Annotated in this window: 25 protein-coding genes and 1 tRNA gene; 18 read left to right on the forward strand and 8 right to left on the reverse strand. The window is 74.5% G+C overall.

What is annotated here, in order from left to right:
* The 3 genes from mscL to ACI793_RS02410 form a co-directional block, all read right to left on the reverse strand.
* Positions 1–438 carry a large conductance mechanosensitive channel protein MscL gene (mscL, locus tag ACI793_RS02400; RefSeq protein ID WP_456604753.1) on the reverse strand — a complete coding sequence of 146 codons (438 nt, stop codon included), beginning with the start codon at positions 436–438 and terminating at the stop codon, positions 1–3.
* A 50-nt stretch (positions 439–488) separates the two neighbouring features.
* Entirely contained in the window at positions 489–1,103 is a 615-nt protein-coding gene (gene cpaB / locus ACI793_RS02405) for a Flp pilus assembly protein CpaB (RefSeq protein ID WP_456604754.1), read from the reverse strand.
* Positions 1,104–1,186: 83 nt separating this feature from the next.
* Positions 1,187–1,507, reverse strand: coding sequence for an FmdB family zinc ribbon protein (locus tag ACI793_RS02410; RefSeq protein WP_456604755.1), 321 nt, complete (start codon positions 1,505–1,507; stop codon positions 1,187–1,189).
* A 255-nt stretch (positions 1,508–1,762) separates the two neighbouring features.
* On the opposite strand from ACI793_RS02410, the gene ACI793_RS02415 reads away from it, so the two are divergent.
* The 3 genes from ACI793_RS02415 to ACI793_RS02425 are packed head-to-tail and all read left to right on the forward strand — an operon-like array spanning position 1,763 to position 3,481.
* The gene (locus ACI793_RS02415; protein ID WP_456604756.1) at positions 1,763–2,602 is read left to right on the forward strand and encodes a hypothetical protein; all 840 of its coding nucleotides are present in this window, start codon (positions 1,763–1,765) and stop codon (positions 2,600–2,602) included.
* A 50-nt stretch (positions 2,603–2,652) separates the two neighbouring features.
* A complete protein-coding gene (locus tag ACI793_RS02420) occupies positions 2,653–2,946 on the forward strand; it encodes a hypothetical protein (protein ID WP_456604757.1) in 294 nt (97 codons plus the stop codon).
* A 40-nt stretch (positions 2,947–2,986) separates the two neighbouring features.
* The gene (locus tag ACI793_RS02425) at positions 2,987–3,481 is read left to right on the forward strand and encodes a MarR family winged helix-turn-helix transcriptional regulator (protein ID WP_456604758.1); all 495 of its coding nucleotides are present in this window, start codon (positions 2,987–2,989) and stop codon (positions 3,479–3,481) included.
* A gap of 110 nt (positions 3,482–3,591) precedes the next feature.
* Here ACI793_RS02425 and ACI793_RS02430 read toward each other — a convergent pair whose 3' ends face one another.
* Both ACI793_RS02430 and ACI793_RS02435 read right to left on the reverse strand, forming a co-directional pair.
* Positions 3,592–5,109: a carboxyl transferase domain-containing protein gene (locus tag ACI793_RS02430; protein WP_456604759.1), complete on the reverse strand. Its 1,518-nt coding sequence runs from the start codon at positions 5,107–5,109 to the stop codon at positions 3,592–3,594.
* 85 nt (positions 5,110–5,194) lie between these two features.
* Positions 5,195–5,785: a 5-formyltetrahydrofolate cyclo-ligase gene (locus ACI793_RS02435; protein WP_456604760.1), complete on the reverse strand. Its 591-nt coding sequence runs from the start codon at positions 5,783–5,785 to the stop codon at positions 5,195–5,197.
* Positions 5,786–5,811: 26 nt separating this feature from the next.
* On the opposite strand from ACI793_RS02435, the gene galU reads away from it, so the two are divergent.
* From galU to ACI793_RS02465, 6 genes are all read left to right on the forward strand, one after another.
* On the forward strand, positions 5,812–6,732 hold the full coding sequence (galU, locus tag ACI793_RS02440) for a UTP--glucose-1-phosphate uridylyltransferase GalU (protein WP_456604761.1): 921 nt from the start codon (positions 5,812–5,814) through the stop codon (positions 6,730–6,732).
* 124 nt (positions 6,733–6,856) lie between these two features.
* Positions 6,857–8,236 carry a molybdotransferase-like divisome protein Glp gene (gene glp, locus ACI793_RS02445; protein WP_456604762.1) on the forward strand — a complete coding sequence of 460 codons (1,380 nt, stop codon included), beginning with the start codon at positions 6,857–6,859 and terminating at the stop codon, positions 8,234–8,236.
* Entirely contained in the window at positions 8,226–8,855 is a 630-nt protein-coding gene (locus tag ACI793_RS02450; protein ID WP_456604763.1) for a GNAT family N-acetyltransferase, read from the forward strand. The genes glp and ACI793_RS02450 overlap by 11 nt, the downstream gene beginning before the upstream one ends.
* Before the next feature lie 189 nt (positions 8,856–9,044).
* Complete coding sequence (locus ACI793_RS02455; protein WP_456604764.1) at positions 9,045–9,740, forward strand: hypothetical protein; 696 nt, start codon at positions 9,045–9,047, stop codon at positions 9,738–9,740.
* 77 nt (positions 9,741–9,817) lie between these two features.
* A tRNA-Ala gene (locus tag ACI793_RS02460) sits at positions 9,818–9,891 on the forward strand.
* Between the two features lie 255 nt (positions 9,892–10,146).
* Positions 10,147–12,912, forward strand: a complete 2,766-nt coding sequence (locus ACI793_RS02465; protein ID WP_456604765.1) for a PQQ-dependent sugar dehydrogenase — start codon at positions 10,147–10,149, stop codon at positions 12,910–12,912.
* A 111-nt stretch (positions 12,913–13,023) separates the two neighbouring features.
* Here ACI793_RS02465 and ACI793_RS02470 read toward each other — a convergent pair whose 3' ends face one another.
* Positions 13,024–14,547 carry a dolichyl-phosphate-mannose--protein mannosyltransferase gene (locus tag ACI793_RS02470; RefSeq protein WP_456604766.1) on the reverse strand — a complete coding sequence of 508 codons (1,524 nt, stop codon included), beginning with the start codon at positions 14,545–14,547 and terminating at the stop codon, positions 13,024–13,026.
* A gap of 130 nt (positions 14,548–14,677) precedes the next feature.
* Between ACI793_RS02470 and rsmI the strand changes: the two genes are divergently transcribed.
* Both rsmI and ACI793_RS02480 read left to right on the forward strand, forming a co-directional pair.
* On the forward strand, positions 14,678–15,517 hold the full coding sequence (rsmI, locus tag ACI793_RS02475; protein WP_456604767.1) for a 16S rRNA (cytidine(1402)-2'-O)-methyltransferase: 840 nt from the start codon (positions 14,678–14,680) through the stop codon (positions 15,515–15,517).
* A 581-nt stretch (positions 15,518–16,098) separates the two neighbouring features.
* Positions 16,099–16,518 carry an endonuclease domain-containing protein gene (locus ACI793_RS02480; RefSeq protein WP_456604768.1) on the forward strand — a complete coding sequence of 140 codons (420 nt, stop codon included), beginning with the start codon at positions 16,099–16,101 and terminating at the stop codon, positions 16,516–16,518.
* Positions 16,519–16,559: 41 nt separating this feature from the next.
* Here ACI793_RS02480 and corA read toward each other — a convergent pair whose 3' ends face one another.
* On the reverse strand, positions 16,560–17,699 hold the full coding sequence (gene corA, locus ACI793_RS02485; protein WP_456604769.1) for a magnesium/cobalt transporter CorA: 1,140 nt from the start codon (positions 17,697–17,699) through the stop codon (positions 16,560–16,562).
* Positions 17,700–17,852: 153 nt separating this feature from the next.
* Here corA and ACI793_RS02490 point away from each other — a divergent pair, with 153 nt between their 5' ends.
* The 7 genes from ACI793_RS02490 (at position 17,853) to ACI793_RS02520 (ending at position 25,626) form a co-directional block, all read left to right on the forward strand.
* The gene (locus tag ACI793_RS02490; RefSeq protein WP_456604770.1) at positions 17,853–18,518 is read left to right on the forward strand and encodes a hypothetical protein; all 666 of its coding nucleotides are present in this window, start codon (positions 17,853–17,855) and stop codon (positions 18,516–18,518) included.
* A gap of 48 nt (positions 18,519–18,566) precedes the next feature.
* The gene (gene metG / locus ACI793_RS02495; RefSeq protein WP_456604771.1) at positions 18,567–20,363 is read left to right on the forward strand and encodes a methionine--tRNA ligase; all 1,797 of its coding nucleotides are present in this window, start codon (positions 18,567–18,569) and stop codon (positions 20,361–20,363) included.
* On the forward strand, positions 20,360–21,250 hold the full coding sequence (locus tag ACI793_RS02500) for a TatD family hydrolase (protein ID WP_456604772.1): 891 nt from the start codon (positions 20,360–20,362) through the stop codon (positions 21,248–21,250). Before metG ends, ACI793_RS02500 begins: the two co-directional genes overlap by 4 nt.
* A gap of 292 nt (positions 21,251–21,542) precedes the next feature.
* The gene (locus ACI793_RS02505) at positions 21,543–22,382 is read left to right on the forward strand and encodes a hypothetical protein (RefSeq protein WP_456604773.1); all 840 of its coding nucleotides are present in this window, start codon (positions 21,543–21,545) and stop codon (positions 22,380–22,382) included.
* A 358-nt stretch (positions 22,383–22,740) separates the two neighbouring features.
* Entirely contained in the window at positions 22,741–23,826 is a 1,086-nt protein-coding gene (locus tag ACI793_RS02510) for a ubiquitin-like domain-containing protein (RefSeq protein ID WP_456604774.1), read from the forward strand.
* Positions 23,789–24,703, forward strand: a complete 915-nt coding sequence (gene rsmA, locus ACI793_RS02515; RefSeq protein WP_456604775.1) for a 16S rRNA (adenine(1518)-N(6)/adenine(1519)-N(6))-dimethyltransferase RsmA — start codon at positions 23,789–23,791, stop codon at positions 24,701–24,703. Before ACI793_RS02510 ends, rsmA begins: the two co-directional genes overlap by 38 nt.
* Entirely contained in the window at positions 24,700–25,626 is a 927-nt protein-coding gene (locus ACI793_RS02520; RefSeq protein WP_456604776.1) for a 4-(cytidine 5'-diphospho)-2-C-methyl-D-erythritol kinase, read from the forward strand. Before rsmA ends, ACI793_RS02520 begins: the two co-directional genes overlap by 4 nt.
* A 7-nt stretch (positions 25,627–25,633) precedes the next feature.
* Here ACI793_RS02520 and ACI793_RS02525 read toward each other — a convergent pair whose 3' ends face one another.
* Positions 25,634–26,242 (reverse strand): TetR/AcrR family transcriptional regulator, encoded by a 609-nt coding sequence (locus ACI793_RS02525; RefSeq protein WP_456604777.1) that lies wholly within the window; start codon positions 26,240–26,242, stop codon positions 25,634–25,636.
* Position 26,243: the final 1 nt, after the last annotated feature.

Genomic DNA, 26,243 nt, shown 5'->3' on the forward strand with positions numbered 1-26,243 from the left:
TCAGAGCTGGCCGGGCAGCGACGTCGTCCCCGGGACGGAGGGGCCGGCGCCCGGTCCCTGGCCCTGCTGCGCGCGCAGCAGGTCGCGGATCTCGACGAGCAGCTCGACCTGCGTCGGCACGACCGGTCCGGGCTCCTCGCCCGCGGCGCGCCGTTCCAGCAGCCGCTTCATCGGGGTGACCACCACGAAGTAGAGGACTGCGGCGGTCAGCACGAACGTGATGACTTCGTTGACGAACGCCGCCCAGTCGAAGATCTCGTCGCCGACCGTGAACGTGCCCCCCTCCAGGCCCCCGCCGCCGACGAGCGCGATCAGCGGCTCGAGGAAGGAACCGGTGAACTGGCTGACCAGCGCGGTGAACGCGGCGCCGATCACCACGGCAACGGCGAGGTCGATGACGTTGCCGCGGAGCAGGAAATCCTTGAAGCCCTTGATCATGGGCGCCATCCAACAGCGCCGCGGGGGCTTCCCGCGGGTGCCGCGGCCGGTCAGGGCGGCGGGAGGCTCACCGTGAGCGTCGCGCTGGTCGCCGCCGCGGCCAGCCGGGCCGCGGTGCCTGCGTCGACGGCCACCAGCAGGAGCCCCGCCGTCGGGTCCTCACCCGAGCCGCCGGCGGCCAGCACGCGCACGCCTGATGCCAGGGTCTCGGCCTCGACGGCGCCCGGACCGGTGGCCAGCACGTCGACCCGGTCGCCGGTGCGCACGAGCGCGGCCACGGCCAGGTCGGCGAGCCGGACGGGGGCCGCCACCTGCCCCTGCGGCAGCAGCGTGGTCAGACCGGGCCCCACGAGCCGGGTGCCGGTGAGCGGCTCGCCTGCACCGACCGGGCCGGCGAGCATCCGGCCCACCAGCAGGCCGGGCTCGGCGACGACACCCGCGGGTGCGGTTCCCGGCGGGTAGCCGGCCAGGGCCAGGTCGTCCTCGCCGAGCGGCCGGCCGGCGTCCAGCGATCGTGCCGCGACCACCACCGGTTGCGCCTCCGGTGCTGCCGCGCCCGCCGGTGGCCCCGGACGCAGCGCGAGCACCAGCGCGACCGCGGCCAGCAGAGCGGCGGCGACCCGCCGGGCCAGGATGGCCGGGGAGCGGGGACGGCGGAAGCGCATGCCCCGAGCCTTCCCCGGTCAGCAGCCGTGCGGGGGAGCGGTGGAGCAGGTGTGGACGGACCCGCCGGTTGTGGACGGGGCGGTCAGTCGGCGGCCTTGGCCCCGCTGCCGGAGGTCGAGGCGGGCTTGCTCGCGGCCGGCGTCGCCGGGGTGGGGCCGCCCGACGAGGAGCCGTCCGACGACGAGGAGCCGGAGGACGCGCTCTCCGAGGCCGACGAGGCCTTGCGGCTGTCGGTCCGGTAGAAACCCGAGCCCTTGAAGACGACGCCGACGGAGCCGTAGACCTTGCGCACCGGCGCACCGCACTCGGGGCACTCGGTCAGCGCGGCGTCGGTGAACGACTGCACGACCTCGAACTCGTGCTTCCCCTCGGGGTTGGTGCAGGCGTACTGGTAGGTGGGCACGGTGCTGGGCTCCCTGGTCGAGCGGAGGTCGGTGCCGGGGCTGGCACTCTCGCCCGGCGACTGCCAATGATGCGCCATCCGGTGGCCGTGCGTCCACGCACCGTCGTCGCGCGCGTCCGATCCGCGACCGGGATGCCCGGCGAGCCGGTGGACGGAGGTGCCGTTCTGCGGTGTGATCCCCGCATGCCACGCAGCGGCCAGGTAAGAGGCACGACCTCGCGCGGTGCCCCGGCACTGGTCGTGGGAGCGGCCCTCGTGCTGGCCCTCGGAGGGTGCTCCGGATCGCCGGAGGAGGTCGTACGCACCAGCGGGCAGCTCGCCGGCGGGTTCGAGATCGAGCCGGGGTCGGGCCTGGTCGGGGCGGTGTTCCCCCATGGCGCAGCGGGCCAGCTGGCGGTCCTCCGTGTCGACGGGGACCTGCCGCGCGTCTTCGAGAGATACGTCCGGCAAGCCGAGGAGCTGGGCTACCCGGTGGGCTCCGAGGACGGCGGCGTGGATGCGGAGTGCAGCGGCCCCGACGATGGGGAGGACGACCGGATCGTGGGCGACGACGCGACCGAGGACGACCCGGTCGACGGTCCGTTCCTCACCGAGTGCACGGCGTCGGGCCTGGAGATGTCGGAGTCGCAGGTGTCCGTGCTGTCCGTGCGGGGCCTCGTCGACGAGGACGGCGCGGGCTACGTCGTCCTCGAAACCGACCGGTACCCGGGCGACGCCCCGGAACTGCCCCCTCTCGAGGCGGACGGCCCGGTGGCGTCGGCCACGGACGACGAGCTCGCGCCCGATCTGGCGCCGTCGACGGATCTTCCGCCCCTCCGCATCGTGGAGGGCAGCGAGCTGATCACCGACCCGCTCCCGTCCCGGTGCACGACCGGCGGCTACCTCGCAGTGCTCGAGGTGACCGGCGAGCTCATGCCGGTCATGCGCGGCTACCTGGAGCAGTTCACCGACACCACCGGCTTCACCAGCGAGGGGCTGGTCGGGGACGAGGAGGAGCCGCGCGTGCTCGCCGGGGCCGCTGGTGGGGGCCTCCTGAACGCGCTCGGTGTGGCGGGCGACCCCTCGTACGTCCTGGTCGAGCGCTGCAACGACTGAACCGCAGCGAGGCCGTGCGTGCACGGGTGCGGCCGGGTACGGAGGTGCCCGTGGCAGCGAACGCGGCGGTGGCGGCGGCGGACCAGTGGGTCGACCCCGACGACGGCATCCGCTACCCGGCCGGCGAGGTGCACGGCTGGCAGCACGGGCGCAACGAGACCGTCTGCGGTCTCTCGCTGCACCGGTCGGGGCTGCGCCGCTTCCCCCACGTCGGCTGGGCCGACGTCCAGCCGGAGAGCGGCCGGCACGCGGAGGAGGTGCAGGCGGTCTGCCGGCGGTGCCGGGCCGCGCTGGGCGGGCGCCGGGATGAACGCGGCTGGACCCGGGTGAACCCCCGCCCGTGACCGTGGTGGGTGCCCGCGGGTGACCAGTACGGTCTCCGCCGTGGCGCAGCGGTGGCTCGACGAGGACCAGCAGCGGACCTGGCGGGCGTGGCTCTCGGTGTCGGAGCTGCTGCCCCGCGCCCTCGACGCCCAGCTGCAGCGCGACGCCGGCATCAGCCACGCCGCCTACGTGGTGCTGGCGATGCTCTCCGAGGCGCCCGACCGCAGCCGGCGGATGAGCGACCTGGCCCGCCGGTCGAACCAGTCGCAGAGCCGGCTCTCGCACACGGTGGCCCGGCTCGAGGAGCGGGGCTGGGTGCGGCGGCAGCGCTCGGCCGAGGACGGCCGCGGCAACCTCGCCGTCCTCACCGACGCCGGCTGGGACGTCGTCCAGAAGCTGGCACCCGGCCACGTCGACGCCGTCCGGGAGGCGATGTTCGCCCCGCTCACCGGCGAGCAGACCCGCGTGCTGGGTGACGCGTTGCGCGCGGTGCTCGACCGGCTGGACCCCGACCGCAGCCTGCGCTTCCAGGAGGGCGACGAGCTCCCGCGCTGAACCGCCCGATCGTCGTCCTCCCTCACCTCCGGGCTTCCTCCCTCACCGCCCACCGCGAGGGAGGAGGCGCCACGATCCGGTCACCTGATCCCGGCGTGGAGCGCGGCTGCTCAGCGGCCGAGGTGGCGGTACCGGTGCAGCCGGGTGCGGAAGCGCTCGGTGTCGTCGCGGCCGAGCAGCCCCGCGAGCTCCTCGCCGAGCACCCGTCCCAGCCGCAGGCAGAACTCGGTCGGCTCGTCGGCGGCGTCCGGCCGCTCGGGGACGACGCGGTCGACGATGCCGGCCCGCCGCAGGTCGGTGGCCCGCACACCCTGGTGCGCGGCCATCTCGCCGGCGTGGTCGGTGTCGCGGTGCACGATCGCCGAGGCGCCCTCCGGCGGCAGCGGGCCCAGCCAGCCGTTGGCCGCGGCGAGCACCCGGTCGGCCGGCACCAGCGCCAGCGCGCCACCGCCGGTGCCCTGCCCGAGCAGCACGGCCAGCGTCGGCGCCTGCAGCATCACCAGGTCCTGCAGGCAGCGGGCGATCTCACCGGCCAGCCCGCCCTCCTCGGCCTCCCGGGACAGCGCGGCGCCGGGGGTGTCGATCAGCGTCACCAGCGGCAGGCGCAGCTCCTGGGCCAGGTGCATGCCGCGGCGCGCCTCGCGCAGGGCGGCCGGCCCGAGCGGCGCCGCCGTCGACTGGCCGCGCCGGTCCTGCCCCAGCACCACGCACGGCGCCCCGCCGAACCGGGCCAGGGCCAGCAGCAGGCCCGGGTCCTTCTCCCCGGCCCCGGTGCCGGACAGGCCGACGACGTCGGTGGCCGCGGTGCGCAGCAGTCGGCGCACGCCCGGGCGGTCGTCCCGGCGGGAGGCGGTCACCACGTCCCAGGCGGTGTGGTCGCTCTCCTCGCCGTCGTCGTCGTCCGCCGCGGGCCGGCCGGCGGCGGCGACGTCCACGTGCCAGGTCTGCCGGGCGGCGAGTACGCGCAGGGCCCGGTCGGCGACCTCGGCGATCTCCTCGTGCGGGACGACGGCGTCGATGAGCCCGTGCTCGGCCATGTTCTCCGCGGTCTGCACGCCCTCGGGGAAACGCTCCCCGTACAGGGACTCGTAGACCCGGGGGCCGAGGAACCCGATCGAGGCGCCCGGCTCGGCGATGGTCACGTGCCCGAGCGAGCCCCACGAGGCCAGGACCCCGCCGAAGGTGGGGTTGCGCAGGTAGACCAGGTAGGGGAGCCCGGCCTGCTTGTGCCGCGCGATCGCCGCGGTGATGCCGATCATCTGCAGGAAGGCGACGGTGCCTTCCTGCATGCGCGTGCCACCGGACACCGGCGCGGCCAGCAGCGGCAGCCCCTCGTCGGTCGCCCGCTCGACCGCCGCGATCAGCCGGTCGGCGGCGGCGACCCCGATGGAGCCCGCGAGGAAGCCGAACTCCCCGGCGACCACGGCGACGCGGCGGCCGCGGAGCAACCCCTCGCCGGTGATGATCGACTCGTCCTGACGGGTCTTCTCCGCCGCGCGGGCCAGCTCCTGTGCGTACTCCTCGGAGACGTCCCGCACCGGGATGGGGGAGTCCCAGGACCGCCACGAGCCCGGGTCGAGCACCAGGTCGCGCAGCGCGCGGGCGTCGAGCCGCGAGGGCGTGGTCACGGGGGCTCCGTTCTGCCGGTCGGGTGGAGGAACCGCCGATGATGTCCGCCGGACCCGGGCCGCGCGACACCGGCCCCGCCGGAGCTCACCGCGGCGGCAGGTCCAGCCACCCGCCCGACGGCGTCACGACGGCGGTGACCCGGTGGTCGTGCGCCTCCGCGGGCAGCTCGTCGAGCAGCTCCTCGTCGAAGACCACCGCCACGACGACGGCGTCCGGGCGGGCGTGCCGCAGCGCCCGGTCGTAGTAGCCGCCGCCGCGGCCCAGCCGCACCCCGTCCCGCGACACCGCCAGTGCCGGGACGACGACGACCTCCGCCGTCCCCACCGCCGCCGGACCCAGCCGCGGGCCCACCGGCTCCAGGAGTCCGAAGCGCCCCGGGGCCAGCCGGCCGGAGTCGACCGCCCACGCCAGCTCCCGCCCGTGCGGCGCGACCACCGGCAGGAGGACACGCGCACCGAGGCGGCCGAGCTCCGCCGGCAGCCGGCCGTGCCCCGGCTCGGTCTCCTCCGGTACGTAGGCGGCGACCGTCCGGACCGCCGCCAGTTCCTCGAGCAGGACCGTGGCGACCGCCGCGGCCGCCGCCGCTCGGTCGGCCGCCGGTCGCGCCCGGCGTGCCGAGAGGTGCTGCTCGCGGAGCGCCGACTTGGCGGCGACCGCATCTCGGCAAGGAGTCATCCCGGCAGGCTAGTTAGGCTGCGACCATGACGAGCCCGGGCGCACGATCTGCACGGAAGGCCGTCATCCCCGTGGCGGGGATGGGCACGCGGTTCCTGCCGGCCACCAAGGCCGTGCCCAAGGAACTGCTGCCGGTGGTGGACCGGCCGGCCCTCCAGTACATCGTCGAGGAGGCCGCCCGCGCCGGCCTGCCCGAGGTGCTCATGGTGACCGGCCGGAACAAGGGCGCCATCGAGGACTTCTTCGACAGCACCCCCGAGCTGGAGGCGGCGCTGGAGAAGAAGGGCGACGCCGGCCGTCTGGAGGCCGTCCGCTCCTCGACGGATGTCGCCCAGGTGCACTTCGTCCGGCAGGGCGAGGCCAAGGGGCTCGGCCACGCCGTCCTGCAGGCGGCTGCGTTCGTCGGCAACGAGCCGTTCGCCGTCCTCCTGGGCGACGACCTGATCGACGCCCGCGACCACCTGCTCGAGCAGATGCTCGCGGTGCAGGCCGAGCACGGCGGCTCCGTCATCGCCCTGCTCGACGTCGGCATGGAGAACATCGACAAGTACGGGGCGGTCGCCGTCGACCCGAGCACCGACGGCGGCGACGTCGTCGCCGTCACCGGCCTGGTCGAGAAGCCCCCGATCGACGAGGCCCCGAGCAGCCTGGCCATCATCGGCCGCTACGTGCTGGCGCCGGAGGTGTTCGACGTGCTGCGCGAGACGCAGCCGGGCAGGGGCGGGGAGATCCAGCTGACCGACGCACTGGCCACGCTGGTCGAGCGCGGCGAGCCCGTCCACGGCGTGGTCTTCAGCGGCCGCCGGTACGACACCGGCGACAAGCTGGACTACCTCAAGGCGGTCATCCGGCTGGCCGCCGAGCGCGACGACCTCGGCCCTCCGCTGCGCGCCTGGCTGCACGAGTTCGTCAACGAGCTGCCCGCCGAGGGCGCGTCGTCGTCCTGAGCGGCCCCCGCCGGGGGACCATCGGGCCGCGGGGCGTCGCGCCGGCTCCCGATCGGGGCCGGAGGAGTTCCGCGGGCCGGTGCCGCCGGACGGCGGACGGCACGGCAGAACGGTGGTGGTGGGGATGACCGGCGAACAGCACGGCACGGACGGGACCGGCGGGGCGTACCGGGACACCGCGCAGGTCGCCATGCCGATGACGCCGCCGCTGCCCACCCCGCGCTCGGTGGTGGAGGGCGTGGTCCCGCTGCCCCCGGCGGAGTCCGTGCCGCTGTCGGTCATCTGCACCGTGGAGCGGCACCTCGACGAGATCCTGAGCAGCGTTCCGCAGCCCGATCCGATCGAGCTCGCGGTGCTGGACGCCCAGGGCCTGCTCTGCGCCGAGGAGGTCATCAGCCAGCGCGCGCTGCCGGCCTTCGACCAGGCGGCCCTCGACGGGTACGCCGTCCGGGCCGAGGACGTCGCCGGTGCACGGCCGGCCGCGCCGGTCGCCCTGGCGGTCGTGGGCGAGGCGGTCGCGGGCGCCGGTGTCCCGTCGTCGATCGGCCCGGGCCTGGCCTACCGGGTGTCGGCGGGCGCGATGCTGCCCACCGGCGCCGACGTCGTCGTCCCCGGCGTGTGGACCGACCAGGGCGCGGCGCGCGTCGAGGTCCTGGCCGGCCCGCCGGCCGGCGGCTACGTGCGCCGCACCGGTGACGACGTCGCCCCCGGCGACCCCGCCGTCCAGGTGGGGACGCCGATCGGCCCGGCCCAGATCAGCCTGCTGGCGGCCGTCGGCCGGGAGCGGGTCTCGGTCCGGCCGCGGCCGCGGATCGCCGTGCTCTGCGCCGGCACCGAACTGGTCGACGTCGGCACCTCGCCGGCCCCGGGCCAGGTCGTCGACGTGAACAGCTACGCCCTGGCCGCGGCCGCCCGCGACGCCGGCGCCGAGGCCTACCGGTCGGGGATCCTGCCGACCGACCGGCGCCGGCTGACCGAGGTGCTCGAGAGCCAGCTGCTGCGCAGCGACCTGGTGCTCATCGCGGGGACCTTCGCCCCCGGCGGCCTCGACATGGTCCAGGAGGTACTGGGGGAGCTGGGCCAGATGCAGTTCCGTCAGGTGACCATGCACCCCGGTCCCGTGCAGGGCTTCGGCCGGCTGGGCCGGGACCAGGTGCCGGTCATCTGCGTCCCCGGCGAGCCGGTGGCCGCGCTGGTGGCCTTCGAGGTGTTCGTCCGCCCGGCGATCCGGCTGATGCTGGGCAAGCGCCAGCTCTTCCGCCGCACCGTCCAGGCGGTCGCCGGTCAGCCCCTGGTCTCGCCGCTCGGCTACCGCCAGTACCTGCACGGGACGGTCATGCGCCACCCCGACGGCGGCTACGTCGTCGAACCGGTGGGCACCGGCACCGATGCCCTCCTCGCCCGCATGGCGCGGGCCAACTGCCTGATCGTCGTCGACGAGGACGTCACCGAGGTGGCCGCCGGGGCCCTCGTCACCGTCATGCCCCTCCTGCTTGGCGGCTGAGCTGGAACCCGCACCGCACCCCGGCTGGCCGGCCCGGCTGAGCTGGGGGCCGGTGGAGCTGCACCCGCTGCGCCGCCGGGACGCCGTGGAGTGGAGCCGGCTCCGGACGGCGAACGAGGAGTGGCTGCGGCCGTGGGAGCCCACCGCCGCCATGCCCTGGGCGGCGCGGCACAGCCCGGCGGCCTACCGGGCCATGCGGCGGGCGCTGGCGCGGCGGGCGCGCACGGGCGTCACGGTGCCGCTCGCGATCCGCGTCGACGGCCGGCTCGCCGGTCAGGTGACCGTGGACAACGTCGTGCGCGGGGCGCTGCGGTCGGGATGGCTCGGCTACTGGATCGACCGCGGGGTCGCCGGGCGGGGCATGGCGTCCCTCGCCGTCGCGCTCGTGTGCGACCACGCCTTCGGAGAGATGGGGCTGCACCGGCTGCAGGCCGACATCCGCCCGGAGAACCAGCCCAGCCGGCGTCTGGTGGAGCGCCTGGGCTTCGCCCAGGAGGGCCTGCTGCGCCGCTACCTGGACATCGACGGGCAGTGGCGGGACCACCTGGCGTACGCGCTGCTGGACGATGACCTGCCGCGGGGCGCGCTGGGCCGCTGGCAGGAAGGAGTCGGTCGGTGACCCGGGGCGATAGCACGGTGCCGGATCGGCGACCTGCTCTCCCGTGTCGACACGCCGCCTGCTCGTCACACCAGTCACACGACTGATCAGCGACACGCCGCGCGCCTCCCTCGAACGGGGCGGTCGTCTGCCTAATCTCCCCCTCGCGAGTGACTCATGTGACGGGTGGTGTTCGAAATGGGATCAGGCGTGCTCTTGGCTGCTCTGGTCGTCCTCTGGTTCGTCGTGCTCGTGCCCATGGTGGTGACCCGCGGCGACGCGCAGGACGACCGGACGGCCCGTGCCGACTCCGGTCGGACGCTGCAGCGGCGCCGGGCAGCGAGCCCGGTGGTGCACGCCGAGACCGAGCGGGTGTCCATCGACCGCGAGGCCCTGTTCACCAGCGGTGAGCTGAAGGTCGACGTGCACGCGCTGCGTCGCCGGACCCTCGGCGGCCTGGTCGCGCTCGCCGTCCTCGCCCTGGTCGGCGCCGTGGCGTACAGCTCCTGGCTGTGGGTCGCCCAGCTCGTCCTGGACGTCGCCGTCGTCGGCTACGTGCTGGTGCTGCGCAAGGTGGCCCGCCGCGAGCGGCTGGCCGCTCGCCGGGCGGCCCGTGCCGCCGCCCGCGAGGCGCTGCGTCCGGCGACCCTCCCCGAGCCGCGCAGCGCGCCCGCACCGCGGCCCGCGCCGGAAGTCCACGAGACCGTCGCCGCCGAGGTCCTGCCCGGCCTGCCGCACCCCAGCGTGCCCCTCGCCCCGGTGGCCCAGTTCCGGGGCCGCGTGGTGACCGCTCGCACGCCGGCTCCCGCCGGCTGGCAGCACAGCGCCGTGGTCGGCCTGGACGACGACGACATCGGTTTCGCCGACATCGACGAGTACGAGCCGCGCCGGGTCGCCAATCTCTGACGCGTCGCCGTCCCGGCTCGCCGGGTGCCGCCCGGTGGTGGCACCCGCGAGCCGGGACGGTAAGCTGACTCGTCGAAGGGGCTGTGGCGCAGTCCGGTAGCGCACCTCGTTCGCATCGAGGGGGTCAGGGGTTCAACTCCCCTCAGCTCCACCCAGCAGGCCACGAACGCCGTCGGGCATCCGCCCGGCGGCGTTCGTGCGTCCGGTCTCCGTCCGCCGCCTGCGCCTGCCGTCATCCCGACACCCTCCGTGACGACGCTCGGGGATGGAGGGCCCGTGGCGGTCTCCGAGACCGCCACGTCCGGCTTCTGATTGTGGTCGGCCTCGTCCGGCTGATACCCATCCGACCGTGATCAGGGGGAATGCGGCGCGTAGACGCCGAGGTCAGGGCGGGTATGCCGCCGTGGTGCGCGCGGCGATCGTGGCGGCGCTGGTCGCGGCAGGTCTCGTCGTGACGCCGGGAGCCGGTCAGGCCGCGCCCTCGCTGCCGCCGGGGTTCGCCGTCCGGGACATGCCGAGCGGCCAGAGCGAGTTGCTGACCGACTTCGCCTACGCACCCGACGGCAGCTACTTCACGACCGGCAAGAACGGCCGGGTCGCCTGGGTGTCCGCCGACGGCGGGACGGTCCGGACGCTGGCCAACCTCCCCGTGGTCACCGTCCAGGACCTCGGCCTCAACGGCATCGCGGTGGCGCACGACTACGCGACGTCCAAGGTCATCTACCTCGCCCGCACGCTGATGGTCAACAACCAGTGGACGATGCGGCTGAGCGCGGCCACGGTGCAGGGCGCCACGCCCACCTCGCTGGCCCCGGAGCGGGTCATCTGGGACCTGCCCATCGGTTCCGACGTCCACACCATCACCGGCATCGTGGCCGCTCCCGACGGCACCCTCTGGGTGACCATCGGTGACGCCGCCGACTTCCGGTTCGTCGACCCGGCCGCGCTGCGCGCGCTCGACGTCAACACCGGGTACGGCAAGCTGCTGCACGTCACGCCCGACGGTCGCGGCGTGGCGAGCAACCCCTTCTACGACGCCGCGGCGCCGTCGTCCTGGCGCAGCCGGGTGTACGCCAGCGGGTTCCGCAGCCCCTTCCGCGTGAGCCTCGACCCGGCCACCGGCGCGCCGCTGGTGGGTGACGTCGGTTGGAACACGTGGGAGGAGATCAACCTCGTCCGGCCCGGTGCCAGCTACGGCTGGCCCTGCTGGGAGGGCAACGGGCCGACGCCCGGGTACCGCGACCTGCCCGGCTGCGCCGGGACGACCAGCACCGCCCCCCTCTACGCCTATCCGCACGGGCCGATGGGCACCAGCGTGACCGGCGGCATCGTCTACACCGGGGCGTCCTATCCCGAGCAGTACCGGGGGGCCTACTTCTTCGGCGACTACGCCTCCCAGCGGGTGTACACCCTGCGCTACGACGACCAGGGCCGGCTCGTGCGCCAGCCCGAGGCCGGGGGGTTCGGCGTCCAGAACGGACTGCCGGTCAAGTTCGGCGCGGCCGAGAACGGTGACATCGTCTACGCCGACATCGGGAGCTCCCGGCTCAAGCGCCTGGTGCATGCCGCAGGCAACCGCCCGCCGACGGCGGAGGCCGTCATCACCAACGACCCTGCGTCCGCGCGCTCCTTCACCTTCGACGGGAGCCGGTCGTTCGATCTCGACGGCCACGCCCTGACGTACGCCTGGGACTTCGGCGACGGCCGCCGGGGGACCGGCGCGCGGGTGACCCACACCTACGAGGGGACGGGCACCGCCCCGGTGACCGCCCGGTTGACGGTCACCGATTCCTTGGGGGCCACGGGCACCGCGACGCTGACGGTGGTGCCCGGCAACCGCGTGCCTGCGCTCTCGCTGACCGCACCACCGGCCGCCGAGCGGTACGTCGTCGGCGAGCGGGTGCGCCTGTCCGCGTCGGCGGTCGACGCCGAGGACGGGCCGCTCCCGGTGACCTGGAGCGTCGTCCTCGTCCACTGCAGCGGCGGCTACTGCCACGACCACCCGGGGATCTCCTTCACCGGCGACGTGTACGACGTCCCGTTCGAGGACCACGGCGACGACACCCGGCTGCAGATCACCGCGAGCGCCGTCGACCGCGCCGGTGTCCGCGCCGAGCAGACCTTCGTCGCCCTGCCGCAGCTCCGGACGCTCACCGTCGTCTCCACCCCGCCGAGCCCGGTCACGGTCAACGGCGTGCCCCGCGCCTCGGTCCAGGTGACGGCCGGTGCGCGCGTCTCGGTGAGCGCGCCCGCGGTCGCCGGCGACGGTGTCGCGAGCTTCGCCGGCTGGAGCGACGGGCAGCCGCGCGAACGGCTGGTGGTCATGCCCGACGCCGACCTGACCCTGCGGGCGCAGTACGTCACCCCGATCGACGCGCGGTACTCCTCGGACGCACGCGTGCGGTCCCTGCTGGGCGCGCCGGTCTCGGTCGAACGCGGGGACACCACGCTGCGCGCCCGGGACTACGCCGGTGGCCGGATGTACTGGACCCCGGAGCACGGCGTGCACGAGGTGCACGGCGCCATCTTCGGGGCCTTCGACCGGACCGGGGCGGAGCGCACCTGGGGTGCGCCGCGGACCGACGAGTTCGGGACCCCGGACGGGCGGGGCCGCCTCAACGCCTTCACGAAGGAGGACGCGCACTTCTACTGGACGCCCACGACCGGTGCCCACGAGGTGCACGGCGCGATCTTCCGCCTCTGGCGGAGCATGGGCTTCGAGCGGAGCATCCACGGCTACCCGACCAGCGACGAGTGGCCCACTCCCGGCCTGCGCGGACGCTTCAACAACTTCGAGAACGGCGGCATCTACTGGCTGCCGGGGGTGGGTGCGCACAGCGTCCACGGCGCCATCCACGCGAAGTGGGGCCAGCACCGCTACGAGCAGGGCCACCTGGGCTTCCCGATCACCAGTGAGTGGCCCACTCCCGACGGAGTGGGGCGGTTCAACCACTTCGAGGGCGGCTCGGTGTACTGGACTCCCCGGACGGGGGCGCACGAGGTGCATGGCGCCATCCGCGCGCGCTGGGAGGCCTTGGGCTGGGAGCGGTCCTACCTCGGCTTCCCGACCAGCGACGAGTTCAGCGTCGCCGGTGGCCGGCGGACCAACTTCGAGCGCGGCTACATCACCTGGACGGCCGCCACCGGCAGGGTGGTCGACCGGCGCTACTGAGCGAGGGTCGGGGCCGGCCGGCGACGGCCGGCCCCGGCGTCCTCAGCGCCTGGGGAGGACGGTCCCGGGTGAGCCGTTCTCGGGGGCCGGCCCTTCCCCCGCAGGTCGCGCTCAGAACCAGGAGGGGAACCACATCCGCCGCAGCCACTCCGCGTTGCTGAGCGGTTCTCCGGTGAGCACCGGCAGGAAGTACACGAACGTGACCGCGACCAGGGCCACGTAGAGGCACACCGCGGCGAGGCCGACGGTGCGCCGGGTCCCGCTCCCGGGCGGGCCGAGGACGTCCTGCAGCAGCAGGGTCACGGCCAGCACGAGGAAGGGCAGCGCCGGCGCCAGGTAGAAGATGAACATCGTCCGGTCGGTGTTCACCAGCCAGGTCAGCCACCCGGCGGCGATCGCCGTGAGGGCCACCCCGGCGGCGGGATCGCGCCGGACCAGGCTGCGCCAGCCGAGCCACACCATCGCCGGCAGGAAGAGGAACCAGAGGGTCGGCGTGCCGACCATCAGGATGTAGCGGACCACCGGCTCGCCGCCGTCGTCGGTCAGCCCCTGCGGGTTCCACAGCAGGATCGGCCGGCCGTTCACCAGCCACGACCAGGGCTCGGACTCCCACGGGTGCGGCGACGACAGGCCGCTGTGGAAGCGCAGCCACTCGGCGTGCTGGTGCCACAGCGAGCGCAGCGCGTCGGGGACGAAGGGGAAGGCGGTGTCCGGGTTCTGCTGGGCCCAGGCCTTGCCCTGCGAGGTCTCGCCGAGGAACCAGCCGGTGAAGCTGGCGAGGTAGGTCAGCACCGGGACCGCGCCCAGCGCCCACACCGCTCCGGGCAGCCCGTAGCGAGCCGCCCGGCGGGTCGGCCGGGGCGCACCGGCGTCCCGCCAGGCGGCCCGGTCCCAGAGCAGCGAGGCGACGGCGAAGAACGCCAGGAACCAGATGCCGCTCCACTTCACCGCGCAGGCACAGCCGAACAGGAAGCCGGCGGCGATGCGCCAGCCGCGCGGCCCCAGGCGGAAACCGCCGGCCGCCCGGTCGCCGGCGTCCCGGATGCGGGCCCGCACGCGGTCGCGGTCGACCACCAGGCAGGCCACCGCGGAGAGGACGAAGACCTGCAGGAAGACGTCGAGCAGGCCGATCCGCGACAGGGTGAAGGTGAAGCCGTCGAGGGCCAGGAGCAGCCCGGCCACCAGTCCGAGGAGGGTCGAACCGGTCAGCCGGCGCGCCAGCCGGACGAGGACGACGACGGCGATCGTGCCGGCCACCGCGCTCGGGAACCGCCAGCCGAAGGAGTCGTTGCCGAACACCGCCTGCCCGGCGGCGATCAGCCACTTCCCGAGCGGCGGATGGACGATGAACGTGTAGCCGCGGTTGTACTCGAAGCCCCAGCGGAGCAGATCCGCGGCCTGCGGCGGGTAGTAGGCCTCGTCGAACACCAGCTCGCGCGGGTAGCCGATGCCGACCAGCCGGCTGGCCAGCGTCAGCACGCCGAGCACCGCCGTGAGCAGCCAGGACAACCGGTTGTCCGCGGGCAGCGGTGGGAGGCCGCCCCGATCTCGTCGGGGGCGCATCCGGCGGCGATCCGGCTCGGGGAGCGGCTGGGCCGGCTGCCGCTCCTCCTGCTCGGGTGCCAGCACGGCCATGCCCGTCAGGGTAGGTGCCCGGGCTGTGGCGCCGGCCGTGACAGGCTGCGGAGGTGAGCGAGCGCGCGAGCGAACCCATGGGCACGGCAGCGCCGATCACGCGGCCGACGAGCGCCGGCGAGGCGGGGACGTGAGCGGACGGCTGGTACTGGGCGGCGCGCCCCTCGGGCAGCCCGGCGACGTCGGCCCGCGGCTGCGCTCGGTCATGGAGACCGCCGACGTGCTCGCCGTGGAGGACACCCGGCGTCTGCACCGGCTGGCCTCCGACCTCGGCGTCACCTTCACCGGGCGGGTGGTGACCTTCCACGAGTCGGTGGAGCAGGCGCGGCTGCCCGGGCTCATGAGCGCGCTGGCCGACGGCGCGACCGTGCTGCTGCTCACCGATGCGGGCATGCCGTCGGTGTCCGACCCCGGCTACACGCTGGTGCGGGCCGCGATCGACGCCGGGATCGCGGTGACGTCGGTGCCCGGGCCCTCCGCGGTGACGACGGCGCTGGCCGTCTCCGGGCTGCCGGTCGACCGGTTCTGCTTCGAGGGGTTCCTGCCGCGCAAGGCGGGGGAGCGGCGGGCGCGCTTCGCGGGGTTGGCCGACGAGCGGCGGACGATGGTCTTCTTCGAGTCGCCGCACCGCCTGGCCGACGCGCTGGCCGACGCCGCCGCGGTGCTGGGCGAGGACCGCCCCGCCGCGGTGTGCCGGGAGCTCACCAAGACCTACGAGGAGATCCGCCGCGGCCCGCTGGTCGAGCTCGCGACCTGGGCCGCCGACGGCGTGAAGGGCGAGATCACGCTGGTGGTGGGCGGCGCTCCGGAGCGGACGGTGCAGCTCACGCCGGAGGACCTGGCTGCGGAGGTGGCCGCGGAGGAAGCCGCCGGTGCGACCCGCAAGGACGCGATCCGGGCGGTGGTGGAGCGCACCGGGATGCCGCGGCGGACCGTCTACGACGCCGTCGTCGCCGCGAAGTCGCCCTGACGTCGCGAGTCGCGCGCCGACCCGTCGCGCCATGTGCACATCCGGTCGTTCTGCGGCCGCCGCGGGAGCGATATGTGCACGAACGGCAGACTGTGGACGACGGACGCGGTCGTCGGGCCGCGGGGCGCGTGGTGCTCGGATGCCAGGTCGCCCCGCTGTCCCCGATCGGCTGCGCGGTCGGTTCTTCCTCGGTAGTCGGGCGATCCGCTCAGGAGTGCTGACCGCGGGGCAGCTCCGTGGGCCGGCCTGGCGTCGCCTCTTCCGTGACGTCTACGTCGATGCCGCGGTTCCGGACACGCACCGGCTGCGGGCGCGGGCTGCCGCAGCATTGCTCGTCCCGGGGGCGGTGGTCACCGGTGCTAGCGCGGCCGCGCTGTGGGGCGTCGAACTCGCCGGGGTCGGTGACCACGTCGAGCTGACCCTTCCGCCGGGCTCCCATCCGAGGCGGCATCCCGGCCTGGTCGTGCGTCGCACGGTGCTGCCCGACGCGGACGTCTGCGTCCGAGCGGGGGTTTCGGCTGAGCACGCCGGAGGCCACGGTGCTGCGGTTGGCTCGCGCGCTGCCGCGGGATGACGCCGTCGTGGCGGTTGACCAACTGGTCCGGGTCACCGGAATCGACCTGGTGGCGTTGCGGGACCGGGCCGCGGTTCCCGCACGGGTGCGGGCGGTGTGCGCACTCGCGGACGGGCTCGCGGAGTCGCCACCGGAGACGCGGGTGAGGCTGCTCCTGCGCGGCCGCGGGGTACCGACGCCGGTCGCCCAGTACGAGGTCCGGCACGACGGGCGCTTCGTGGCGCGCGTGGACTTCGCCTGGCCCGAGCTCGAGGTCGCGCTCGAGTACGACGGTGCCTGGCACGGGGAGAAGGGCCAGTTCGCGCGAGACCGACGGCGGCTCAACCGGCTGCAGGAAGCGGGATGGCGCGTCGTGTTCGTGACCGCGGCCGATCTGCACGACCCGGTACGCCTGCTGGCCATGGTTCGCGCGGCGTTGGCCGGCTGAACGGACGCCGCACCACGACGAGCGCGGAGCCGCGGGCGACCTCAGAGCCAGCCGTTGCGCTTGAAGCCCCGGTACAGCAGCACGATCGCGGTGAAGATGAGCAGCAGCACCGCCGGATAGCCCCACGGCTCGTCCAGCTCGGGCATGTACTCGAAGTTCATCCCGTAGATGCCGGCGATCGCGGTGGGGACGGCGATGATGCCGGCGTAGGCCGAGATCTTGCGCATGTCCTCGTTGTCGGCCATCTGCGTGCGCGCCAGCGACGCCTGCAGGATCGAGGTCAGCAGCTCGTCCAGCCCCGCCACCTGGTCGCGCACCCGGATCGCGTGGTCGAACACGTCCCGGAAGTACGAGCGCATGGTCTCCGGGACGACGTCGATCTGCCGCTCGGCGAGTTTCTCCAGCGGCACCTCGAGCGGGGACACCGCCCGCCGCAGCGACATCAGCTCGCGCTTGAGCTGGTAGAGCCGGCCCACGTCGTCGGTGCGCTGCGGGCTGAACACCGAGGCCTCGAGCTCCTCGACGTCGGCTTCGACCGCCCCGGCGACGTCGACGAAGGTGTCCACCACCAGGTCGGCGAGGGCGTAGAGGACCGCCGCGGGGCCCAGGCACAGCAGGTCGCGCTGCTCCTCGAGGCGCGCGCGCAGCTCGCTCAGCTCGCCGTGGTGCCCGTGCCGCACCGTGATCACGTAGTGCGCGCCCAGGAAGACCATGACCTCCCCGGTGTCGACCACCTCGCTGGTCGCGGTCAGCTCCTCGTGCTCCACGTAGGTGGCCGTCTTGAGCACCATGAACAGCGCGTCGTCGTAGCGCTCGAGCTTCGGGCGCTGGTGGGCGAAGACCGCGTCCTCCACGGCCAGCGGGTGCAGGTCGTAGTGCTCGGCCAGCGACCCGAGCTCGGCCTCCGTCGGCTCGTAGAGCCCGAGCCACACGAACCCGCCGCTGTCCCTCGCGACCCGGAGCGCCTCCTCCGGCGGGACCGGGGCCTGGCGGTGCCCGTCGACGTAGACGGCGCAGTCGACGACGGCGCGGGCGCCGGGGGGCCGTGTCGGCGAGCGCGTCTCCCGGCCGGCCGGCCGGGGCCGGGGGCTGGGCTGGACGTCCTCGGAGCCCGTGCGGCTCGACGCGCGATCGGGCAGCGGCGGGGTCGAAGCTGCGGACGACGTGTCGGTGCTGCTCATCGGGCATCTCCTCGTGGCCGGGCGGAAGCAGCGTAAGCGGGTCGCCGCGCTCCCTCACCCATCCGGGTGGACCAGGTGTGCCGGGCCTACAGCGCGCCCGCGGACGGGTCGAGCTGACCGTGAAGGCAGCAGGCAACGGTCAGGGAGATCCCAGTGGCGATCAGCGTCTACGACGTCGGCGGCACCAGCGCGTGGCCGCGTCCCGTGCTGCCGTCGCTCCGGACCGTCGCGCCGGGGACGACGCCCCGCCGGCTGCCGCTCCCCGCTGCCCTCGCCGGCCTGGTCGCGGTCGTCGAGGCCGTCGGCCTGCTCGCCGTCGCCCTGCACGGGCTGGACGGGATGCTCACTGCGCCGTCGCGCCCGGCCGGGCCGGTGCTCGCCCTCGCGCTGCTGGGGCTGGCCGCCTGGATCGTGCTGGCCGCCGCCGGTGGTGCCTCGGTGTTCGACGGCTCCGGCCGTCGGCTGCTGGTGGGTGTCGCCGTCGGCGAGCTCGGCCTGGTCGCGATGTCCGGTGTCCTGGCCACCGTCACCCCGATCGCCCTGCCGGCCGGCCTGTCGCTGCCCGCCGTCCTCCTGCTGGCCGCCGCGGTGCCGGTGGCCAAGCTGCTGCTGACCGGGTCGCCGTCGACGGTGGCCTGGCTGGCGGCCGGTCCCCGTGCGGTCGAGTGGCGCGCCGACCCGGCGACGACGTACCGCGCCACCGCCACCGCCACGCTCGCCCTCATCGGCCTGGCCCTCGGCGCGGTCGCGCTGCTCGGCCCGGTGGAGGACTCCGTGCGCACCGGCGAGACCGCGTCGGTCGCCGTCTACCAGCCCTGACCCGAGAGCCCGGGCAACCGGGTGGACGGGCCTCCGTACTGTGAACCCGTGACTGATCGCCACATCCTGACCGCGGTCGCCTGGCCCTACGCCAACGGCCCGCGGCACATCGGCCACGTCTCCGGTTTCGGAGTCCCCTCCGACGTCTTCAGCCGCTTCCAGCGGATGAACGGCAACCGGGTGCTGATGGTCAGCGGCACCGACGAGCACGGCACGCCCATCACCGTGGCGGCCGACGCCGAGGGCGTCACGCCCCGCCAGATCGCCGACCGCAACAACCGCGTCATCGTGGACGACCTGCAGTCGCTCGGCCTGAGCTACGACCTCTTCACCCGGACGACGACGGCCAACCACGCCGCCGTCAGCCAGGAGATCTTCCTGGGGCTGCTGAAGAACGGCTACGTCTTCCCGAAGACGACGCTGGGCGCGATCAGCCCGTCGACCGGGCGCACGCTGCCCGACCGCTACATCGAGGGCACTTGCCCGATCTGCGGTTACGACGGCGCGCGCGGCGACCAGTGCGACAACTGCGGCAACCAGCTCGACCCCACCGACCTGATCAACCCGGTCAGCAAGATCAACGGCGAGACGCCGAAGTTCGTCGAGAGCGAGCACTACTTCCTCGACCTGCCGGCGTTCACCCGGGCGCTCGGAGACTGGTTGGCGACGCGGAAGAACTGGCGCTCCAACGTCCTGAACTTCAGCGTCAACCTGCTCGAGGACCTCAAGCCGCGCAGCTACACCCGGGACATCGACTGGGGCGTGGCGGTGCCGCTGGACGGCTGGCGCGACCGCCCCGACAAGCGCATCTACGTGTGGTTCGACGCCGTCGTCGGCTACCTGTCGGCGTCGATCGAGTGGGCCCGCCGCTCCGGGGACCCCGAGGCGTGGCGCCAGTGGTGGCAGTCGCCGGACTCCGACGCCTACTACTTCATGGGCAAGGACAACATCGTCTTCCACTCCGAGATCTGGCCCGCCCAGCTGCTCGGCTACAACGGCGAGGGCGACAAGGGCGGTACTCCGGGCTCGCTGGGCCGGCTGAACCTGCCCACCGAGGTGGTCTCCAGCGAGTTCCTCACCATGGAGGGGCGGAAGTTCTCCAGCAGCCGCCAGGTCGTCATCTACGTGCGGGACTTCCTGGCCCGGTACGACGCCGACGCGCTGCGCTACTTCATCGCCGCCGCCGGCCCGGAGAACCAGGACACCGACTTCACCTGGGCCGAGTTCGTCCGCCGCAACAACGACGAGCTCGTCGCGGGCTGGGGCAACCTGGTCAACCGCACGGTGTCGATGGCGGCGAAGAACGTGGGCGCCGTCCCGACGCCGGGGGAGCTGACCGACGCCGACCGCACGCTGCTGGCGACGACGTCGTCGGCGTTCGGCCCCGTCGGCGAGCTCCTCGGCCGCAACCGGCAGAAGGCCGCGGCGGGCGAGGCGATGCGGGTCGTCGGCGAGGCCAACAAGTACCTGTCCGACCAGGCGCCGTGGAAGCTCAAGGAGGACCCGGCCCGCCGGGACACCGTGCTGCACACGGCGCTGCAGGCGATCAGCGACTGCAACGCGCTGCTCACCCCGTTCCTGCCGCACTCGGCGCAGAAGGTGCACGAGCTGCTCGGTGGCGAGGGCGTGTGGTCGCCGGCGCCGCAGATCGTGGAGACCGAGGACCTCGACGACGGCTCGCCGTACCCGGTCATCACCGGGGACTACGCGGCCGCCTCGGCGACGTGGGGCTCGCGGCCGCTGCCGTCCGGGAGCCCGCTGAGCCCGCCGACCCCCATCTTCAAGAAGCTCGACGACTCGGTGGTCGAGGAGGAGCTGGCCCGTCTCGAGGAGGGCGGTCGGTGAGCCGGTCGGCCTCTTCCCGCGCGAACCGGCGGGGTGAACCGCCGCCGTCACCGGAGCCGCTGCCGGCCCCGGCGCTGGACAGCCACACCCACCTGGACATCGTGCTGGGGGAGCGGCCGGCCGACGACGAGCACGGCGAGTGGGCCTCCGAGGCCGCGGTGGACGCCGAGATCGCCGCCGCGGCGGCGGTCAACGTCACCCGGCTGGTCCAGGTCGGGGTGGACGTCGCCTCGTCCCGCTGGTCGGCCGCGCTGGCCGCCCGGCACCCAGGAGTGCTGGCCGCGGTCGCGGTGCACCCGAACGAAGCGGGCGCCGGGAAGGCGACCGACGAGGCGCTGGCCGAGATCGACCGGCTGGCCGCCCAGCCGCGGGTGCGGGCGGTGGGGGAGACCGGCCTGGACCGCTTCCGCACGGGGCCCGAGGGCTGGGCCGCGCAGGAGGCCTCCTTCCGGGCGCACATCCGGATCGCCAAGGAGCACCGCATCGCCCTGGTCATCCACGACCGCGACGCGCACGAGGAGATCCTGCGCGTGCTCGACGACGAGGGCGCCCCGGAGCGCACGGTCTTCCACTGCTTCTCCGGCGACGCCGCCTTCGCCGAGGCGTGCGTCTCCCGGGGCTTCGTGCTGTCCTTCGCCGGGACCCTGACCTTCGGCAACGCCGGCTACCTGCGCGAGGCCGCGGCCCGCACCCCGCTGTCGCAGCTGCTGGTCGAGACGGACTCGCCGTTCCTGACGCCGATGCCGCACCGCGGCCGCCCCAACGCCTCCCGCCTGGTCCCGCACACCGTCCGTGCCCTCGCCGACGTCACCCGCACCGACCTGACCGAGCTCTGCCACGCCCTGACCGAGAACGCCGAACGCGTCTTCGGCCCCTGGGCTCCGTGATCTGTCGTCCTCCGGACGACACCGCGGCCACGAGCCAGGTCTCGATGAGCTGAGCGCATCCGTCCGCCCGTCGGGGAGCCTCCGGCCCCCGCTCCGGACGAACCAGACGACACAGCGGTGTCGTGACGAGCGGGGGCCCGGAGGGTCCCCCGAGGAACGACGGGATGCCCCGCGTAGCGGGTCCTGACGACGGGGGCCCGGAGGGTCCCCAGAGGAGGGACGGAAACGCGCTCGGAGCAACGGGGGAACGGCACGTGGCCGCGGTGTCGTCCGAAGGACGACAATCAGCAGAGTGGGCCGTCTCATCGCTGTCGTGCTGTTCATCGCCGTCCTGGTGCCGGGCGTGCTCCTGGCTCGCGCCTGGTCACGGGCGGGCGACCGGCGGGCGGTGGCCGGGGGATCGGTCGAGCTCGCGGAGCCCACGTCGGAGGGGGCGGCCGCGCTGACCCAGCAGGCCGTGCACGGTCGTCGCTGGCGCCGGCTGGGGCTGGTGCTGGGCATCGCGGGGATCGTCGGCAGCATCGTGCTCTGGGCCGAGGCGTCGGTGTTCCTCTGGGTGCCCGCCCTGGCGCTGGGGCTGCTGGCCGGCGTGCTGCTCGCCGAGGCGACCCGTCCCCGCCCCCGGTGGGCCCTGGCCCAGCCGCCCCGTCGGCCGAAGCTGGCCGAGCTGATCTCGGGGTGGCTGGTCTGGTCGACCCGGGCGGTGGTCGCCGGCGCGGTCGCCGCCGGTGTCTGGCTGTGGTCGGGCGGGGAGCTCAGCGACGCCGTGGGGTGGACCGCGGTGGCCGTCCCCGCCGTCGCCTGGCTGCTGGCCGAGCTGGCCCTGTTCCGGGCGGTCCGCCGGCCTCTGCCGGCCGCGGGGGCGGACGTGCCGGTCGACGAGGCCCTGCGTACCTGGACCGCCCACCTGGTCACCGCGGCGGCGAGCGTGCTCGGGCTGCTGCCGCTGGGTGCACTGCTGCTGACGGCGGGCATCGACCTGGGCGACCGGGTGACCGAGCACTTCGACCTGCTGCCGGTCGCGCTGGTCGCCGGTGGGTTCTCCGCGCTGACGTCGGGCGTCGCCGTGGCGGTCTTCCTGCTGACCTGGGTGCGACCCGTCCGGCAGGGAGCCCGGGCGCTGGCGGGCTGAGGCGACGCCGCTGCCCCGTGTGGAGCTCGGTCACGCTGTGTCCTTGCTCACCGGGGAGTTGCCGTGCTGCTCAGGGCGCCGGGGCGCGCCCGACGGCATGGCTGTCACTCCACGTGTCGGCGCGTCCACATAGCGACAAGTCGTCGGTCTGCTTCACTCGTCTCGCACCGTTGCCCCACGCACCGTCTTGTTTATCGTGTCGTGATCGACAGCCGGGGTGGAGGACGCCCCGGGTCGTGCTGACCGGCCAGAACCCAGTTCCGGCCGGGCACCGATCCGGATGCGACCACAGCGGGCGTGCCGTCCACCGCGGCGTGCCCGTTCCTCCTGCCCGGGTTCCGTGACCCCTGGATGTGCCGTGCACCGCTCGCTCCGTCTCAGCCTCTTCGCCCTGGTCCTGCTCGGACTCGTGGGCGGGACGCTGGCTTTCTTCATCGCCCAGAAGTCCGTCGTCCTCACCGTCGACGGGCAGGCCCAGCAGATCGGCACCTACGCCGACACCGTGGCCGAGGTGCTCGACGAGGAGGGCCTGGAGCCGGCCGCCCACGATGTCCTCCTCCCGGCTGCCGACGAGCCGGTCGGCGACGGCGACACCATCGTCTACACCCGCGCCCGTCCGCTGCAGCTGAGCGTCGACGGGGTGGAGCAGGAGGTCTACGTGACCGCCCTGTCGGTGGACGAGGCGCTGGAGCAGCTCGGTCTGCGCGCCGACGGCCTCGTGCTCTCCGCCAGCCGCAGCGAGCGCCTCCCGCTCGACGGCATGAGCCTGCAGGTCACCACCCCCAAGGACGTCGTCCTCGTGGCCGACGGCCAGGAGCGGGTCGTCACCACCACCGCGGCGACCGCCGGCGACCTCCTCGCCGAGGAGGGCATCGCGCTCGGGGAGGTCGACCGGGCCAGCGTCGACCTCGGGCAGCCGCTGGCGAACCAGATGCGCGTCCAGGTCTTCCGCGTGCGGATCGAGGACGTCACCGAGATCGTCCCCGTGCCGCACGAGGTCGTCGAGACCAAGGACCCCGAGGCCTTCGCCGGTGACCGGAAGGTCACGACCGAGGGCGTCGACGGGCAGCAGACCATCACCTACCGGGTCACCATCACCGACGGCGTCGAGACCGCCCGCGAGAAGCTGGGCACGACCGTCGACCGCAAGCCGGTCACCGAGCAGGTCGCGGTGGGCACCAAGGCCCGCCCGACCAACCGCCCCTCGGCCGACGGCCTTAACTGGAACGCCCTGGCCCGGTGCGAGTCCGGCGGCCGGCCCAACGCGGTGAGCAGCACCGGCAAGTACCGCGGCATGTACCAGTTCTCGCAGTCCACGTGGAACTCGGTCGGCGGCAAGGGCGACCCGGCGGCGGCGTCCGCCGACGAGCAGACCTACCGCGCGCAGCTGCTGTACAAGCGCTCCGGTGCCGGCCAGTGGCCGCACTGCGGCAAGAACCTCTGATCGGACGCTGCTGAGCACGAACTCGGAGCAGCCGGACGGGCTGCTGGGCCCCGCGACCATCCGCGAGCTGGCCCAGCAGCTCGACCTGCGTCCCACCAAGAGCCTCGGGCAGAACTTCCTGCACGACGCGAACACGATCCGGCGCATCGTGCGCACCGCGGACCTGCGGCCCGACGACGTCGTGCTGGAGGTCGGGCCGGGGCTCGGTTCGCTCACCCTCGGGCTGCTGCCCGCCGCGGCCGCGGTCACCGCCGTCGAGATCGACGGCCGGCTCGCCGAGCTGCTGCCGAGGACGGTCGCCGAACGCCGTCCGGACCTGGCCGGCCGGCTGACCGTCGTCGAGGACGACGCGCTGCGGATCGGGCAGCTGCCCGGCGCCCCGCCCACGGCGCTGGTGGCGAACCTGCCCTACAACATCGCGGTGCCCGTGCTGCTGCACCTGCTCGACCTGCTGCCCACCCTGGACCGGGCGCTGATCCTGGTGCAGGCCGAGGTCGCCGAGCGGCTGGCCGCCCCTCCCGGCGGCTCGGCGTACGGCGTCCCGTCGGTGAAGGCCGCCTGGTACGGCGAGGTGCGCCGGGCCGGCAACGTCGGCCGACGGGTGTTCTGGCCGGAGCCGAACGTCGACTCGGGCCTGGTCGCCCTGGTCCGGCGCCCGCCGCCGGCCGGCGACCGGACGGCGACCTTCGCCGTCGTCGACGCGGCCTTCGGCATGCGCCGCAAGAGCCTGCGGGCGGCGCTGGCCCGCTGGGCGGGCAGCCCGGCCGCGGCCGAGGTGCGGCTGCGCGCGGCGGGCATCGACCCGGCCACGCGTGGCGAGCAGCTGTCGGTAACCGACTTCGCCCGGCTGGCGGCCACCGACCCGGTGGCCCCGTGACCCCGGCCGCGCCGCCGGACGCCGTGACCGCCCGGGCGCCGGCGAAGTTCAACGCGCTCCTGGCCGTGGGGCCGCTGCGTCCCGACGGCTTCCACGAGCTGCGCACGGTCTACCTCGCCGTCTCCCTGTTCGACAGCGTCACCGCGCGGCCGGGGGAGGGGCTCGTCCTCACCGTGACCGGTGAGGACGCCGAGGTCGTGCCCACGGACCGGCGCAACCTGGTCTGGCGCGCGGCCGAGCTGCTGGCCGAGCACGCCGGGGTGCGCGCCGATGCCCACCTGGAGATCGCCAAGTCCATCCCGGCCGCGGCCGGCCTCGCCGGGGGCAGCGCGGATGCCGCAGCCGCGCTGGTCGCCCTGGATGCGCTGTGGGGGACGCGGGCCTCGCGGGCGGATCTCTCGGCGCTGGCCGCCCGGCTCGGCAGCGACGTGCCGTTCAGCCTGCTCGGCGGCGTCGCGCTGGGCACCGGGCGCGGCGAGCAGCTGGCCCCGGTGCTGGCCCGGCGGACGTGGCACTTCGTGCTCGGCATCGCGGGAGAGGGCCTGTCGACGCCGGCGGTCTACGCCGAGCTCGACCGGCTGCGGGGCGCCGGGCGGGTGCCCGACGGCACGGACCTGCTGCCGGCCGAGCCGGTGATCGCGGCGCTGCGCAGCGGACCGGCCGAGACCTTGGCCGCGGCGCTGGGCAACGACCTGCAGGCGCCGGCGCTCGCGCTGCGCCCGGAGCTCGGGCGGGCGATGCGGGCGGCGACCGCGGCCGGCGCGCTGGGCGTGCTGCTGAGCGGCTCGGGTCCGACCGTCGCGGCACTGGTGGAGGACGAGGCGGCCGCCGTGCGGCTGGCCGCGACGCTGGCGGCCGAGGGCGTCTTCCGCACCCTCCGCGTGGTCTCCGGGCCGGTGCCGGGCGCCCGCCTGGTCGGCTGACCCGCGCTCAGGGCCCGGGCGGGCCGTCGACGAGTCCCGGCCGTGCGTCGAGGTGCGAGAGGCCGTTGTAGGCGAGGTTCACCAGGTGCGCGGCCACGTCGCGCTTGTCCGGCGACCGCGTGCCCAGCCACCACTGGCCCACGAGCGCCACCATGCCGACCAGCGCCTGGCTGTAGAGCGCGGCCAGCCGGGGGTCGTATCCCCGGGCGCCGAACTGCTCGCCCAGGATGTGCTCGACCTTGCGCGCGACCTCGCCGATCAGCGAGGAGTAGCTGCCCACCCCGCTGGTGACCGGCGCGTCCCGGGTGAGCACCAGGAAGCCGTCGGTGTCGGACTCGATGTACTCGAGCAGCACCAGCGCGGCCCGCTGCAGCAGCTCCCGGGGATGGCCGGGGTCCGACAGCGCCTCGGTGAACCGGCCGAGCAGGCGCTTCATCTCCCGGTCGACCACGACGGCGTGCAGGCCGTCCTTGCCGCCGAAGTGCTCGTAGACCACCGGCTTGCTCACCTCGGCGGAGGCGGCGATCTCCTCGATCGAGGTGGCGCCGAAACCCTGCCGGCCGAACAGTTCCCGGGCGACGTCGAGCAGCTGCTCGCGGCGCTGGGGCCCGGTCATC

This window comes from Blastococcus sp. SYSU DS0617 (genome assembly GCF_054051075.1).

Coding starts and splice junctions, on each gene's coding strand:
- mscL (WP_456604753.1), bottom strand. CDS start 438: ATGATCAAGGGCTTCAAGGATTTCCTGCTCCGCGGCAACGTCATCGAC.
- cpaB (WP_456604754.1), bottom strand. CDS start 1,103: ATGCGCTTCCGCCGTCCCCGCTCCCCGGCCATCCTGGCCCGGCGGGTC.
- ACI793_RS02435 (WP_456604760.1), bottom strand. CDS start 5,785: ATGACTCCTTGCCGAGATGCGGTCGCCGCCAAGTCGGCGCTCCGCGAG.
- galU (WP_456604761.1), top strand. CDS start 5,812: ATGACGAGCCCGGGCGCACGATCTGCACGGAAGGCCGTCATCCCCGTG.
- glp (WP_456604762.1), top strand. CDS start 6,857: ATGACCGGCGAACAGCACGGCACGGACGGGACCGGCGGGGCGTACCGG.
- ACI793_RS02470 (WP_456604766.1), bottom strand. CDS start 14,547: ATGGCCGTGCTGGCACCCGAGCAGGAGGAGCGGCAGCCGGCCCAGCCG.
- corA (WP_456604769.1), bottom strand. CDS start 17,699: ATGAGCAGCACCGACACGTCGTCCGCAGCTTCGACCCCGCCGCTGCCC.
- ACI793_RS02525 (WP_456604777.1), bottom strand. CDS start 26,242: ATGACCGGGCCCCAGCGCCGCGAGCAGCTGCTCGACGTCGCCCGGGAA.